The sequence below is a fragment of the Phytohabitans sp. LZ39 genome (genome assembly GCF_059359075.1).
Genome location: NZ_JCADBM010000038.1, coordinates 21,930 through 35,974 on the forward strand (window position 1 = coordinate 21,930; position 14,045 = coordinate 35,974).

The window sequence follows — 14,045 nt, forward strand, 5'->3', positions numbered from 1 at the left end:
ACGCTTGCTCAGTATGCTCCCATGGTCGGTCGCGCGGGACGTGTGTGAAAAGGTTCACCGGGCCTAGTAGCGTGCCGGGGGACAAGGAGGCAAACAGAATGACCGACCCATACCAGCCGCAGCAGCCTTACGACCCCAATCAGCCGCAGCAGCCGTACTCGGATCCGTACGGCACGCCGCAGCCCGGGTCGGGCGCGCCGTACGGCAGCCAGCCTGGGTCGCCGGGGCCGTCCTACGGGAGCCAGCCCGGTTCGCCCGCCTCGCCGTACAGCGGCCAGCCGTACACCGGGCAGGAGTACGGGGGCCAGCAGCCCTACGGCGGGCAGTACAGCACGCCGCAGTACGGCGCGCAGGGCTACGGCACTCCCCAGTACGCCGCCGGCGGATACCCGCCCCAGTCGAGCAGCACCAACGTCATGGCGATCCTGTCGCTGGTGTTCGCGTTCATCTTCGCACCGGTGGGCATCGTGCTCGGCCACATCGCGAAGAAGCAGATCAAGGAGCGCGGCGAGCAGGGCAGCGGCCTGGCCACCGCCGGGCTCGTGCTCAGCTACATCTTCACCGGTCTCACGCTGGCCTTCTGCTGCATCGGCGTGATCGCCGCGATCGCCACCGACGGCAGCGGCACCACCTACTGAGCCCGGGGCGCGGGCGCCGGCCTACCGAAACTGCGCCTCGCGCACGCTGTTGCCGCCGTCGACCACGAGCATCTGCCCGGTGATGTACGAAGCAGCCGGCGAGCAGAGGAACGTGATCGCGGCGGCGACCTCGTCCGGCGTGCCCGGCCGCCCGATCGGCGTGCCCAGACCCTGCTTGAGCTCGGCCACGGTGGACGCCGCGGTGTAGATCGTGCCGGGCGCGACGGCGTTGACGGTCACGCCGTCGGCGACCATCTCCATCGCCAGCGCGCGGGTGAGCCCGACGACGCCCGCCTTGGCAGCCGCGTAGGCCGCCTCGGTGGGCAGCGCGTTGATCGGGCCGGCGGTGGCGGCCAGGTTGACGATGCGCCCCCAGCCGCGCTCGGCCATGCCGCCGATGAACGCCCGGCTGCACAGGAACGCCGTGGTCAGGTTGCGGTCGATCTCGGCCCGCCACTCGTCGAACGTGAGCTGCGCGACCGGCCGCAACACCTCCGGGCTGGTGCGGCTCGCCAGGCCGGCATTGTTGACCAGCACCTCGACGTCGCCGAGCTGCTCGGCGATCGCGTCGGCCAGCGCGCCCACCTCGGACTCGTCGGTCAAATCGGCGACGAACCCGATGGCGCCGAGCTCCGACGCGCGCTCGTGGATGCGGCGGGTGGTGGACACGATCGCCACCCGGGCGCCGAGGTCGACCAGCCGGCGGGCGGTCGCGTAGCCGATGCCGTCGGAGCTGCCGGCGCCGGTGACCAGCGCCACCCGGCCGTCGAGGCGGAGCGAACCGTAGTCGGGCACGGTAGTGGTCGCGTCGTCGTCCATGCCCGCGATCCTGCCCGGTCCGCCCGGCGTGGGCAACGACGGGGTACCCCAACGGGTGGCCCCGGGCCGCTACCCTGACGGCCACCCTCTAACACGGAGATCGTCATGACGCACCCGCAGTCCGGCAACTGGAGCGACCCCTCCTGGCCGCCGCAGCCCGGCCAGCAGGACCCGGGCTACCCGGTGAGCGGCCAGCCGATCCCGGAGGGCTACGCGGCGCCGATGTATCCGGGGTACCCGCCCTACCAGCCCGCGCCGCCCACCAACGGGCTGGCGATCGCGGCGCTGGTCTGCTCGCTCGCCGGCCTCGCGACGTGCATCAGCGCACCGGTGGGCGCGATCCTGGGCCACGTCGCCCGCAAGCAGATCCGCGAGCGGGGCGAGGGCGGCGACGGCCTGGCGCTGGCCGGCATCATCGTCGGCTGGATCCTGACCGCCCTGCTGGTGCTGCTCATCGCGTTCTACGTCGTGATCATCATCATCGCGGTCAACAACGGCAACAGCAGCACGTACTAGATCACGATCCAGGCAGATTTCCCCGGTCCGCGTCAGCCGCGGACCGTATGCTCCCGCGGGCAACGCTCCGGTCGGCGGCTCGCGGGGCGAGCCGAAACCCCCGACCTCCGCTGCCGGGTCCGCGGGACAAGACCGGACCCCACGCCACTCAGCTGAGTTGATCGAGGCGCACGGGTGACAGGACCGGCAAGGGCCCCGCGGCACCGCGACCAGACGCGGGGGTGGGCGCGACCAGCGGCGGACGGGTGAGGCCGCGGGAGCAACGGTCCGGACCACGGCGGACGTCGCGGTAGCTCTCTGGATTCAGCTCTCGGGTGGGGTGAAGGTGGTCGTGCGGCGCATGCCCGCCGCGCGGCCCTTGGCGGCGACCACCAGCGCCATCTTGCGCGACGCCTCGTCGATCATCTCGTCGCCGAGCATCACCGCGCCCAGCCGCCCGCCCGCCTCGGAGGTGTAGTACTCGTACGCGTCGAGGATCAGCTCGGCGTGGTCGTAGTCGTCCTGGGCCGGGGAGTACACCTCGTTGGCCGCGTCGATCTGGCCCGGGTGCAGCACCCACTTGCCGTCGAAGCCGAGCGCCGCCGACCGCTTGGCCACCTCGCGAAAGCCGTCGACGTCACGGATCTGGAGGAACGGCCCGTCGATGGCCTGCTTGTCGTGCATGCGCGCGGCCATCAGGATGCGCATCAGGATGTAGTGGTACGGGTCGCCCGGGTAGTCCGGGATCAGCGCGCCGACCACGAGCGACCGCATGTTGATGCTGGCCATGAAGTCGGCCGGGCCGAAGATGATCGTCTCGACGCGGGGCGAGGCGACCGCGATCGCGTCCACGTTGACCAGACCGGCGGCGTTTTCGATCTGCGCCTCGATGCCGATCCGCCCGACCTCGAGGCCGAGTGTCTTCTCGATCTGGGTGAGCGTGAGGTCGAGCCACTCCACATGGGACGCCGACTGCACCTTCGGCAGCATCACGCAGTCGAGGTTGGCGCCGGCGCCTTCGACCACCTCGACCACGTCGCGGTACGTCCACGGCGTGGTCAGGTCGTTGACCCGGACCACCCTGGTCTTACGGCCCCAGTCGCCCTCGTTGAGCGCGGCCACGATGTTCTTGCGGGCATCCGGCTTGGCCAGCGGGGCCACCGCGTCTTCAAGGTCGAGGAAGACCTGGTCAGCCGGGAGTCCACGGGCCTTGTCGAGCATCTTGAGGCTCGATCCGGGCACCGCTAGGCAGGAGCGGCGCGGGCGTCCAACTGCCACCATCGAGGCTCCTTAGCGATCGGTAAGGCGCAGAACTACCCAACGGTAACCTCGCGCGCCGATCGGCGAGAACCAACCTGTGGAAGATGTCACGCCGGCTGTGGAGGCACCCGCCGGCTGGCCCGGGCGCCACCCACGACGACCACCGCGACGCCCACCACCAGCAGCGCCAGCCCGGGGTAGGCCGCGGCGCGCGGGACCTGCTCCAGCCACAGCCAGGCGATCAACGCCGAGCCCGGCACCTCGAGCAGGATCAGCATGCTGACCGTGGTCGCGGAGACCTTGTGCAGCGCGTAGTTGAACATCGAGTGGCCGAGCAGCTGGGCGCCCACCACGAGGCCCACGATCGCCAGCCAGGTGGTGTGGCCGTACCCGCCGAGGCGCACACCGCCCACGAGGCAGACCACCAGCAGCGCGGCGGCGCATACCGAGTAGCAGACAAGCGTGTACGTGGTGGTGCTGAGCGCCGCGCGGGCCCGTTCACCGAGGTCGGTGTAGACGGCGACCGCCACGGCGCCGGCCAGCGCCAGCAGGTCGCCGGCGATGGCACGGCCGGAGGTGCCGAGGTCGGCGCCGGTCGCGATCACCGCACCGGCCACCGCGATGCCGATGCCCACCCACATGACCGGCCGCAGCCGCCGACCCTGCGCGAGCGCGAGCAGGCCCTGCCACACCGGCTGGGTGGCGACCAGCGCGGTCGCGGTCGCCACCGAGGTGAGCTGGGCGCTCGGCATCCAGGTGGCGAAGTGGGCGGCGAGGGCGAGCCCGGCCAGCACGCTGTACCGGGCCTCGCGGCGGCGGTCGCCGGTGACCAGTGCCCGCAGCTCGTCGCGGCGGCGTACCAGGGCGGCCGGCCCCAACACGCCGAGCGCGAGGAAGTTGCGCCAGAACGCGATGGCCAGGGCGGGCGCGGCGGCGTACGCGATCAGGGGCGCCGATGACGACACCGAGACCACCGCCAGCCCGATCGCCGCCAGCGTGAGGGGATCTAGGCGGTGATGCACGGTGGTTTATCCTCACACGTAACTTCTTGCAGTTAACTGATTACCAACAGTGGCTGACAGTTCATACGTCGTGATCCCTATAAGCTCGCCCGATCCGTGCCTGGAGCACGGAAGGAGGCTGACCTATCGTGCCCGCGTACCGTGCGGTGCTTTTTGATTTTTTCGGCACTTTGACGCTCTCCGTGCGCCGCGGGCCGGCGCATACCGCCGTCGCCCAGGCGCTCGGCTGCGATCCGGATGCGCTGGTCGCCGTGCTCGACAGCTCGTTCTACGACCGGGCCCGCGGCGAGTACGGCTCGGCGGAGGAGACGATGCGGTGGCTGGCCGAACAGGTCGGCGTGCGCCCCTCGCGCCGCGCGCTCCGGGCCGCGCTGGCCGCCCGGCTTCTGGCGATGCGCACCGACACGAGACTGCGCCCGGACGCGGTGGCCACGCTCCGCGCGCTGCGCCGCCGCGGCCTGGCCACAGCCGTGGTGAGCGACTGCACGCACGAGCTGCCCCAGCTCCTGCCCACGATGCGGGTGGCCGGCTTGCTCGACGCCCGCGTGTACTCCGTCGAGATCGGACAGTGCAAGCCGCACCACGCGATCTACCTGGAGGCCTGCGTGCGGCTCGGTGTCCCGCCGAGCGACTGCCTCTACGTCGGCGACGGCGGCAGCCGCGAGCTGACCGGTGCCGCCCAGCTCGGCATGACGGCGGTGCGGCTCGCCGCCCCGGACCTCACCCACCACCTCGTCTTCAACGCCGAGCCCGGCTGGAACGGCCCCACGGTGACCAGGCTGTTCGAGCTGGTCCGCATGGTCGATCTGGCGCCGGTGCCGGTCGGTTGAGGCATGATGCCTCCATGGCGGATCCGGTGAACGATTTTCGACCTGAAGCCAGCGCTGCGGCGACTCCGACCGCGACCGGCGGCCAGGAGGGTCCCGGAGGACGGGTCGAAAAAAGTTCATTGGTGACGGAGGCGTTGAAGAAGGCGGCCGTCGCGTGGGTGTCGGTCGACGGCGGCCCGGCCCTCGCGCTGTGGTGCCTCCCGCTCGACGACGCGCTGTACATCGTGAGCGGCCCCGGCGAGCAGGCCGCGCCCGGCCTCGCGTACGCGGACGAGGCGCGCGTGAGCCTCCGCGGCGATCACGGTGGACGGATCGTGACCTGGCCGGCCGAGGTGACCCGGATCGACCCGCGCAGCGAGGAGTGGGCCACCGTGGTGCCCCAGCTCGCCGCCAAGCGGCTCAACGCGCCCGGCTCGGCCACCGCCCTGGCCGAGCGTTGGGCTGCCGAGTGCACGGTCAACCGGCTGGCGCCCGACGGCGACCCGGAAGCGCCGGGAGACGCGTCCGAGGCCGCGCCGCCGCGCGAGTCGCCCGCCGCCCGGCCCGCCAAGCGCCCCTTCCGCCTGCACCGGGTGCGTGGCGCTAAGGGACGTTGATCCGGCCCTCCGCCACCGGCACCACCTGGCCCGTCACGGTCGCGCGCACGGCCACGCCGCCGGCCGCCGTCACGGTGCAGTCCAGTGTGGACGGGCGCTGGATCTCGGCGCCCTGGCGCACCGAGTACGGCGACTCGCCCTCACCCGGCAGCAGGCCGCTCGCCACCAGCCACACCCCGAGACCGAGCGCGGCCGAGCCGGTGGCCGGGTCTTCCGCCACGCCGACGCCGGGGCCGAACATCCGCACGTGCGCGACGCTCGTGGTCGCGTCCCACCCCACGATCGTCACCACGTCGACGCCCTCACGGGCGGCCGCGCCGTGGTCCAGCGCCGCGCGGGCCACCGCCTCCGGCCGCACGGACAGGTACGGGAAGTCGATGCCGCAGCCCGCCAACCGCGGCGGCGGGCCGGCGAAATCGGCCGCGGTCAGACCGGCCGCCGCCAGCAGGGGCGCGGGGTCCAGCTCGGCGCCGACCGACGGGGTACCGCCGGTCAGCGTGGCCCGGCCGTCCCCGGTCACCTCGATCGGGAGCAAGCCCGCCCCGCACTCCTGGATGACCCGGCCGGGGCCGCCCGCCTGGACGACCGCCGCACCGACGCTGGGATGGCCGGCGAAGGGCAGCTCCACCCTCGGCGTGAAGATCCGCGCCCGGTACGTGGCCGCCGCCGGATCGGTGGGCGGCAGGATGAACACCGTCTCCGAGAGGTTGAACTCCCGCGCGATCGCCAGCAGCTGCTCGGTGGTGAGCTCTTGAGCGCCGAACACCACCGCGAGGGGGTTGCCGGCGAACGCGCGATCGGTGAAGACGTCAACGATCTGGTAGTCCAAGGTCGACATGCCTCCGCAGCCTATGGCACTACGCTGAGCTGGTGACCACGGCGACCAGGGTGTACGTCGCCCGGCTCGCCGGGCTCCCCGTGTTCGACCCGAACGGCGACCACGTCGGCCGGGTCCGGGACGCGGTCGTGCGGCTGCGCACCACCAACCGCCCGCCCCAGGTGGTCGGGCTGGTGGCGGAGATGCCGCTGCGCCGGCGGATCTTCCTACCGATGGGCCGCGTCACCTCGATCGACACCGACGCGGTGGTGCTCGGCACCGGCACGCTCAACCTCCGCCGGTTCGAAAAGCGTCCCAACGAGCTCCTGGTACTCGAAGACCTGCTGGACCGGCGGGTCACGATCGAGCCGGACGAGGTGCCGGGCGTCGTCGTCGACGTGGCGATGGAGCCCAACCGGCTCGGTGAGTGGTCGCTCGTCCGGGTCGCCGTCCGCGAGCACACCGGCCGCCTCGCCCGCCGCGGCCACCTCCGCGAGGTCGACTGGGTGCGGGCGCGCGGCCTCATCGGCGTACCGGACACGCAGGGCACCGCCAACCTGCTCGCCCTCCTGGAGGGCATGCGCCCGGCCGACCTGGCCAACGCGCTACAGGACATGACCGACGAGCGGCGCAACGAGGTGGCCGCCGCCCTCGACGACGAGCGCCTCGCCGACGTGCTCGGCGAGCTGCCCGAGCACGACCAGGTGGAGATCCTGGCCGCGCTCGACCGCGAGCGGGCGGCCGACGTCCTCGAGGAGATGGACCCGGACGACGCGGCCGACCTGCTCGCCGAGCTGCCCCGCGCCGAGCAGGAGGTGCTCTTCGAGCTGATGGAGCCGGAGGAGGCCGACCCGGTCCGCCAGCTGATGAAGTACCAGAAAGGGACGGCCGGCAGCATGATGACCTCCGAGCCGGTGATCCTCACGCCGGATACCACGGTGGCCGAGGCGCTGGCCCGGATCCGCGAGCCGCAGCTGCCGCCCGCGGTGGCCGCGCAGGTCTTCGTCGCCCGCGCGCCGATGGCCACACCCACCGGGCGATACCTGGGCATCGTGCACTTCCAGCGGCTGCTCCGGGAGCCGCCGGCCGAGATCCTCGGCGGCGTGCTCGACAGCGGCATCGACCCGCTGCGGCCGGAGACGCCGATGGTCGAGGTGACCCGGCGCATGGCGACCTACGACCTCGTCGCCCTGCCGGTCGTCGACGGCTCCAACCGCCTGGTCGGCGCGGTGACGGTCGACGACCTCCTCGACCACTCGCTGCCACCGGACTGGCGCGACCGGGATACCGCTTCGGGAGGTGTGAGTGGCTGAGACACGTCGCCCGGACCGGCTGGACCAGCCACGCGAGCCACGTCGGGTCCGCCTGCCGCGCTTCAACCCGGAGGCCTTCGGGCAGTGGTCGGAGGCCATCGCCCGCTACATGGGCACGGCGAAGTTCCTGGTCTACATGACCGTGGTGATCCTGCTGTGGATCGGCTGGAACGCGCTGGCGCCGGCCAACCTGCGCTTCGACCCGTACACGTTCACGTTCCTGACGCTGATGCTCTCGCTGCAAGCCTCGTACGCCGCCCCGCTGATCCTGCTCGCGCAAAACCGGCAGGCCGACCGGGATCGCTTGGGCCTGGAGCACGACCGCCGGCGGGCGGATGCGCAGAAGGCGGACACCGAGTACCTGGCGCGGGAGATCGCGGCCCTGCGGATCGCGCTCGGCGAGGTGGCGACGCGCGACTTCGTCCGTTCCGAGCTCCAGCGGCTGAGCGAGGAGATCGCGGAGTCCCAGAAACGGGCCCGCAAAGCCAAGAAGAAAGTCCCGTCCGAGCCCTACGACGAGCTGGACACCGACGGCCCTTAGGCGCCCGGGCGCTTGGAAAGGGTGGCGCCGCGCGCCCGCACTGGGAGCGCTGTGGCCAGGCGCGCGGCGTTCTACGCACAGGCCTTGGAAAGGGTGGCGCCGCGCGCCCGCACTGGGAGCGCTGTGGCCGGGCGCGCGGCGTTCTACGCACAGGCCTTGGAAAGGGTGGCGCCGCGCGCCCCAAGGGGCCAGGCGCGCGGCGTTCTACAACGATCGTCGCACCTCAGGGGGTACGGAGTCCAGCCGGAAACCGACAATATCCAAAAAGACCACACAGGCCCGACGAGTGACCTAAAATGCACACCCCGCCCGCCGAGGCCCGCGATCCGGCGGTATCGCCCGACGTAGCATGGCGTACATGTCCGCACCGGTAAGCACCATCGAGGAAGCGGTGCAGGCCGCTCTCGCCACCGTCGACGACCCGGAGATCCGCCGGCCGATCACCGATCTCGGCATGGTCCGCTCCGCTACGGTCGACGACGCCGGCGCGGTGAAGGTCGAGCTGCTCCTCACGGTCGCCGGCTGCCCGCTGCGCGACAAGCTCCGCACGGACATCACGGCCGCGGTGAGCGCGGTGCCGGGCGTGACGGCCGTCGAGATCGACTTCGGCGTGATGAGCACGGAGCAGCGGCAGGAGCTACAGACGCGGCTGCGCGGCGGCGCCACACCCGAGCCGGTGATCCCGTTCGCCCAGCCCGGCGCGCGCACCCGGGTGTACGCGGTGGCCAGCGGCAAGGGCGGCGTCGGCAAGTCCAGCGTGACGGTCAACCTGGCGGCCGCGCTGGCCGCCCGCGGCCTCTCGGTCGGCGTGGTCGACGCCGACATCTACGGGCACTCGGTGCCTCGCATGCTCGGCGCGGACGGCAAGCCCACCCGCGTGGAAGACATGATCATGCCGCCCCAGGCACATGGGGTGAAGGTCATCTCAATTGGCATGTTCACCTCGGGCAACGCCGCAGTGGTGTGGCGCGGGCCGATGCTCCACCGGGCGCTCCAGCAGTTCCTCGCCGACGTGTACTGGGGCGACCTCGACGTGCTGCTGCTCGACCTGCCCCCGGGCACCGGCGACGTGGCGATCTCGCTCGCCCAGCTGTTGCCCAACGCCGAGATCCTGGTGGTGACCACCCCGCAGACCGCGGCCGCCGAGGTGGCGGAGCGGGCCGGTGCGATCGCCCTTCAGACCCACCAGCGCCTCGTCGGCGTGGTGGAAAACATGTCCTGGCTGGAGCTGCCCAACGGAGAGCGGATGGAGATATTCGGCGCGGGCGGCGGTGCCACCGTGGCCGAGTCGCTCACCCGCGTGGTGGGGGCCGAGGTGCCGCTGCTGGGCCAGGTGCCGCTCGACACCCGGGTGCGGGAGGCGGGCGACGCCGGGCGGCCGATCGTGCTTGACGCGCCGGAAGCGCCGGCCTCGATCGCACTGCGGCAGGTGGCCGACCGCTTGGCCGTGCGCCGCGAGTCGCTGGTCGGCAAGCCGCTCGGCCTGCGCCCGTCCCGCTAGGCCCAGGTCGCGCCGACCGGCCCGTCTCGCTAGCGCCTCAGGTCGCGCACTCGCTAGCGCCTCAGGCCGCGCGCTCGCTGGGGCCTGAGGCCGCGGTCGCTGGGGCCTCAGGTCGCGTCGACGTCGAAGCGGCGCGGCCGGGTGGCGGGGGTCGAAGCCGGCGCCGGCGCCGGCGTGCGGATGTCGGCCGCCGCGGCGACGTCCTTCATCTCGTCCTTGACGCCGTCGAGGTCGGACTTGACCGTGTCGTAGATCCCCCGCAGCGGCTTGCGCAGCGCCTCTTCGTCTTCCTCGCTGAGCAGGTGCTTGCGGATGAACGCCTTCGGGTGCAGGTCTTCGAGCTGGATGTCGGTGCCGAGCTCGCGACTGAGGTCGCCGGTGGCGTTTCTGGCCATGTTGCGAAGGTTGCGCACCATGCGGAGGCCGTCGGAGATCACGTTGGGCAGCTTGTCGCCGAAGATGAGCAGCGCGAGCAGCAGGAGGGCGCCGATCTCCCACCAGTTGAGGTTTTCGAACACGCCAGGACCCCTCTCCACGCACCGGCGATGGAAAGAACCCTACTGGGCCGTCTGGCGGTGCGACCAGCGCCAGAGGGTCAATCCCTGAGCCAATGGTTCGCTCGCAGGCTCGCTCACTTCGCGTCCGCCGCCAACGTCACTGACGCGGACTCCCGGGAATTCCCCCGGCGGTACTCGACGGTCACCACCGAACCGGGCGCGTACTTGCGTACCAGCGCGATCAGGTCGGTGCCTTCCTCCACCTGCCGCCCGTCCAGCTTGGTGATCACGTCGCCGGCCCGCATGCCCGCGGCGGCCGCCGGACCGCCCGCGTCGACGGCGCTGAGCCGGGCGCCGCCGCCCGGGTTGCGGCCGCCGTTGTCGACCGTGGCGCCGATCACCGTACGGCGGGCCTTGCCGGTGTCGATGATGTCCTGCGCCACCCGCTTCGCCTGGTTGATCGGGATGGCGAACGCGAGGCCGATGTTGCCGGCCTGATCGTCGTCGACCGCGAGCGACTTGATCACCGAGTTGACGCCGACGACCCGCCCGCCGCCGTCGACCAGCGGACCGCCCGAATTGCCCTGGTTGACCGCGGCGTCGGTCTGGATGGCCGCGTAGTAGCGGACCTGGCCGCCCGGCTCGCCGGACTGGATCGTGCGGTCGAGCGCGCTGACGATGCCGGCGGTGACCGTGTTGGCGAGCGCCAGCGGCGAACCGAACGCGAGCACCGGATCGCCGACCGCGATGGCTTCCGAGTCGCCGAACTCGACGGGCACGAGGTTGGGCCGCGAGACCTTGATGACCGCGATGTCCGATTCGGCGTCATGTCCGACGATCGAGGCGGAGGCGGTCGAGCCGTCGTTGAAGACGACCGTGGCCCCGCTTGTCGCACCCTCGACCACGTGGTCGTTGGTGATCACATATCCGTCGGTGGTGGCCACGAAGCCGGAGCCGATGCTGGTGCCGCCCTTGACGGCCGCCCGCACCGTCACCACGCTGGGCGCCACGCGCTCGGCGACGCCGGCCAGCGAGTCCGGCGGGCGCTGCGCGGCCGGCGGCGCCTCATTGGGGTCGCCGAGGACCGTGCCGCCGCCGACGCCCCCGCGCAGCGCGAGCGCGTAGCCGAGGGATCCGCCCAGCGCGCCCGCCAGCAGCGCCGAGAAGACCGCGATGAACAGCACCGACCTCATCCCGCGCCGCGACACGGAGTCGGGATCGGTGACCGGCTCGGGCGCGTTACCCGGGCTCGGCGGCGTGGGCAGCACCACCGCGGCCGGTGCCCGCGGGTCCCGCCACGGGTCACCTAACGCGTCGGACCACCAGGGTGAACCGGCATCCTGAGGGGTCACCGGCGGCCTCGGCGGCGGCGACGAAGTCGCCGGCGTCGTGGTGCCGTCGGGCTGGTGCCAGTGCCAGCCGTCGGTCACGTTCGCAGCCTCCCAGTCGGTACTTCGGTTCATCCAGGATGGCACGGAAAGCCCAGAAGCATTCAGTGGATGCGCCGGCTCCCGTTCGGATACCCGCGCCCGTAGGCTGATACTCCGACCGGCACCCCGCAGCAGGAGGTCCACCATCGCCACGGTCGCACGCTTTGGCGGTCAGACGACGGCTCAGGCGCTCCAGTTCGCCGAGGGGTTCGTCGCCGAGGATATCGTCTTGCAGACCGCTCGCACGCTCGCCCGCGAGGTGGGGCTGGAGCCGGTGGCGCCCGGCGTCGGAGCCTCGTTGCGCCTGCTCGCGGCCGCTGGCGGCGCCCGCGCGGTGGTCGAGATCGGCACCGGCACGGGCGTGAGCGGCGCATGGCTGCTGCGCGGCATGCGCCCCGACGGCGTGCTGACCACGATCGATCTGGAAAACGAGCACCAGCGCATCGCGCGGCGCATCTTCCAGGAGGCGGGCTTCGCGCCGTCGCGTACCCGGATCATCACCGGACGCGCGTTGGACGTGCTCCCCCGGCTGGCCGACGGTGCCTACGACATGATCTTCGCGGACGCCGACCCGGCCGAGTACGGCGCCTGTGTCGACGCCGCGCTGCGCCTGCTCCGCCCGGCCGGCGTGCTCGCGTTGCACGGCGCGCTGGCCGGCGGCCGGATCGCCGACCCGGCGGCGCGCGACCTCGACACCGTGACGATCCGCGAGGTGGTCAAGGCGGTGCGGGAGAGCGAGGATTGGATCCCCGCGCTGCTCCCAGCCGGCGACGGCCTACTCGCCCTCGTCAAGCGAGCCTGACGACAGCGAGCCCGACGACAGCGAGCCTGACGACGGCGGGCCTGACGACGGCGGGCCTGACGGCGCGGGCAGCGCGGCGAGCCAGCGCAGCAGCGTCCGCACACCCCAACCGGTAGCACCCTTCGGCAGCACCCCGTCGGCGCTCTCCGACCACGACGGTGAGGACATGTCGACGTGCACCCAGCGGTCGCGCCAGTCGCCCACGAACTCGCGCAGAAACAGCGCCGCCGTCACCGAGCCGGCACCGCGGTCGGGTGAGCTGTAGAGGTCGGCGATGTCGCTGCCGAGATACTCGACGTAGTCGGCCGCCAGCGGCATCCGCCAGGCCTGCTCACCGGCCTCGGCCGCGGCGCCGATGAGGGCGGCGGCGAGCTCGTCGCTCTCGCTGTAGAGGGCCGCGGTCCGCTTGCCGAGAGCCACCGCGTTGGCGCCGGTCAAGGTCGCGAAGTCGACCAGCAGGTCGGGTGAGAGCCGCTCCACCGCGTACGCCAGCGCGTCGGCCAGCACCAGCCGGCCCTCGGCGTCCGAGTTGGTCGTCTCGCTCGTGATCCCGCCGTAGTGGCGCACCACGTCACCCGGGCGGAACGCCGAGCCGCTCAGCAGGTTTTCCGCGAGCGGGGCGAGCGCGGTGACCCGTACCGGCAAATCCAGGGCGGCCGCGCCGAGCGTGGCCGCCATGATGGCCGCGGCACCGCCCATGTCCTTGCGCATGAGCCTCATGCCCTCGACCGGCTTGAGCGAGATGCCGCCGGTGTCGAACGTGATGCCCTTGCCGACCAGCACCACGTGCATCTCGGCGCCGGCCGGCTGCCAGGAGAGCTCGAGGAGGCGGGGCGGGCTGGCCGAGCCACCGCCCACCGCCAGGATGCCGCCGAAGCCCTCAGCGGCGAGCTGATCCGGCTCCCGCACGGTGACGCTCAGGCCGGGCCGCCCGCCGGCCGCCTCGACCACCTGGCCGGCGAACCAGGCCGGGTTCTTCAGCGACGAGGGGGTGTTGGTCAGGTCGCGGGCCAGGCGGGTGGCGTCCGCAGTGGCGACCGCCGTCGCCAGGGCCGACTCGTAGCGCGCGGGGTCATCGACCACCACGGTCACGTCACACTCCACGGCCGGCTCGTCGCGCATGGAGAACCGGTACGCCGCGAGCAGCATCCCCTCGGCGAGCCCCCGCACGGCCTCTGGCGGCGCACCGGCCGGCATGGCGACAGTGATCGACATCTCATCCGCGAAAGCCCTGCTGACGGCGGCTCCGGCGGCCCGCCAGCCGGCCTCGTCACCACTGCCGGCATGGGCCAGCAGGAGGTGACGCAGGGCTCGCGTCGCGCCCGCCTCGTCGTCGAGGTCGGCCAGCAGCTCCGCCGCGCCGGCGCGCGCGTCTTCCGGCAGGTCGTACGCCGTCGGCGGAAGCACTGACCCGACTACGGGCAGGGCGACGGCGCGCGCGGCGCCTGGTTCGGCCGCGACGCGGATGGCCATCACTGGGGAGA

The 14,045-nt window shown here is 72.3% G+C and carries 14 protein-coding genes and 1 pseudogene; 8 read left to right on the forward strand and 7 right to left on the reverse strand.

Annotated features, from left to right (window positions below):
- Positions 1–98: 98 nt before the first annotated feature.
- A complete protein-coding gene (locus AC5L36_RS42950; protein ID WP_441221971.1) occupies positions 99–638 on the forward strand; it encodes a DUF4190 domain-containing protein in 540 nt (179 codons plus the stop codon).
- A 21-nt stretch (positions 639–659) separates the two neighbouring features.
- Here the strand turns inward: AC5L36_RS42950 and AC5L36_RS42955 are convergent, their stop codons facing one another.
- Positions 660–1,457 (reverse strand): SDR family NAD(P)-dependent oxidoreductase, encoded by a 798-nt coding sequence (locus AC5L36_RS42955; protein ID WP_441221969.1) that lies wholly within the window; start codon positions 1,455–1,457, stop codon positions 660–662.
- A 105-nt stretch (positions 1,458–1,562) separates the two neighbouring features.
- On the opposite strand from AC5L36_RS42955, the gene AC5L36_RS42960 reads away from it, so the two are divergent.
- A complete protein-coding gene (locus AC5L36_RS42960) occupies positions 1,563–1,973 on the forward strand; it encodes a DUF4190 domain-containing protein (RefSeq protein WP_441221967.1) in 411 nt (136 codons plus the stop codon).
- A 303-nt stretch (positions 1,974–2,276) separates the two neighbouring features.
- On the opposite strand, the gene AC5L36_RS42965 is transcribed toward AC5L36_RS42960, so the two are convergent.
- Positions 2,277–3,233, reverse strand: a complete 957-nt coding sequence (locus AC5L36_RS42965; RefSeq protein ID WP_441221965.1) for an HpcH/HpaI aldolase/citrate lyase family protein — start codon at positions 3,231–3,233, stop codon at positions 2,277–2,279.
- 86 nt (positions 3,234–3,319) lie between these two features.
- Positions 3,320–4,234 (reverse strand): DMT family transporter, encoded by a 915-nt coding sequence (locus AC5L36_RS42970; protein WP_441221963.1) that lies wholly within the window; start codon positions 4,232–4,234, stop codon positions 3,320–3,322.
- A 128-nt stretch (positions 4,235–4,362) separates the two neighbouring features.
- Between AC5L36_RS42970 and AC5L36_RS42975 the strand changes: the two genes are divergently transcribed.
- Both AC5L36_RS42975 and AC5L36_RS42980 read left to right on the forward strand, forming a co-directional pair.
- Complete coding sequence (locus tag AC5L36_RS42975) at positions 4,363–5,064, forward strand: HAD family hydrolase (protein WP_441221961.1); 702 nt, start codon at positions 4,363–4,365, stop codon at positions 5,062–5,064.
- 119 nt (positions 5,065–5,183) lie between these two features.
- On the forward strand, positions 5,184–5,660 hold the full coding sequence (locus AC5L36_RS42980) for a hypothetical protein (RefSeq protein WP_441221959.1): 477 nt from the start codon (positions 5,184–5,186) through the stop codon (positions 5,658–5,660).
- On the opposite strand, the gene AC5L36_RS42985 is transcribed toward AC5L36_RS42980, so the two are convergent.
- Complete coding sequence (locus tag AC5L36_RS42985; RefSeq protein ID WP_441221958.1) at positions 5,647–6,498, reverse strand: PhzF family phenazine biosynthesis protein; 852 nt, start codon at positions 6,496–6,498, stop codon at positions 5,647–5,649. The genes AC5L36_RS42980 and AC5L36_RS42985 overlap by 14 nt on opposite strands.
- Before the next feature lie 32 nt (positions 6,499–6,530).
- Here AC5L36_RS42985 and AC5L36_RS42990 point away from each other — a divergent pair, with 32 nt between their 5' ends.
- The 3 genes from AC5L36_RS42990 to AC5L36_RS43000 all read left to right on the forward strand — a co-directional run bounded on the left by AC5L36_RS42990 (position 6,531) and on the right by AC5L36_RS43000 (position 9,832).
- Positions 6,531–7,790, forward strand: a complete 1,260-nt coding sequence (locus AC5L36_RS42990; RefSeq protein ID WP_441221956.1) for a magnesium transporter MgtE N-terminal domain-containing protein — start codon at positions 6,531–6,533, stop codon at positions 7,788–7,790.
- Positions 7,783–8,331, forward strand: coding sequence for a DUF1003 domain-containing protein (locus tag AC5L36_RS42995; RefSeq protein ID WP_441221954.1), 549 nt, complete (start codon positions 7,783–7,785; stop codon positions 8,329–8,331). Before AC5L36_RS42990 ends, AC5L36_RS42995 begins: the two co-directional genes overlap by 8 nt.
- A gap of 358 nt (positions 8,332–8,689) precedes the next feature.
- Complete coding sequence (locus AC5L36_RS43000) at positions 8,690–9,832, forward strand: Mrp/NBP35 family ATP-binding protein (protein ID WP_441221952.1); 1,143 nt, start codon at positions 8,690–8,692, stop codon at positions 9,830–9,832.
- Between the two features lie 107 nt (positions 9,833–9,939).
- On the opposite strand, the gene AC5L36_RS43005 is transcribed toward AC5L36_RS43000, so the two are convergent.
- Both AC5L36_RS43005 and AC5L36_RS43010 read right to left on the reverse strand, forming a co-directional pair.
- On the reverse strand, positions 9,940–10,350 hold the full coding sequence (locus AC5L36_RS43005; protein WP_441222256.1) for a twin-arginine translocase TatA/TatE family subunit: 411 nt from the start codon (positions 10,348–10,350) through the stop codon (positions 9,940–9,942).
- 113 nt (positions 10,351–10,463) lie between these two features.
- Positions 10,464–11,792, reverse strand: a complete 1,329-nt coding sequence (locus AC5L36_RS43010; RefSeq protein WP_441221950.1) for a S1C family serine protease — start codon at positions 11,790–11,792, stop codon at positions 10,464–10,466.
- A gap of 190 nt (positions 11,793–11,982) precedes the next feature.
- Here AC5L36_RS43010 and AC5L36_RS43015 point away from each other — a divergent pair, with 190 nt between their 5' ends.
- Positions 11,983–12,561 carry an O-methyltransferase gene (locus AC5L36_RS43015; protein ID WP_441222255.1) on the forward strand — a complete coding sequence of 193 codons (579 nt, stop codon included), beginning with the start codon at positions 11,983–11,985 and terminating at the stop codon, positions 12,559–12,561.
- 69 nt (positions 12,562–12,630) lie between these two features.
- Here the strand turns inward: AC5L36_RS43015 and AC5L36_RS43020 are convergent.
- Positions 12,631–14,037, reverse strand: a pseudogene (locus tag AC5L36_RS43020) (leucyl aminopeptidase family protein); the annotation flags it as partial.
- Positions 14,038–14,045: the final 8 nt, after the last annotated feature.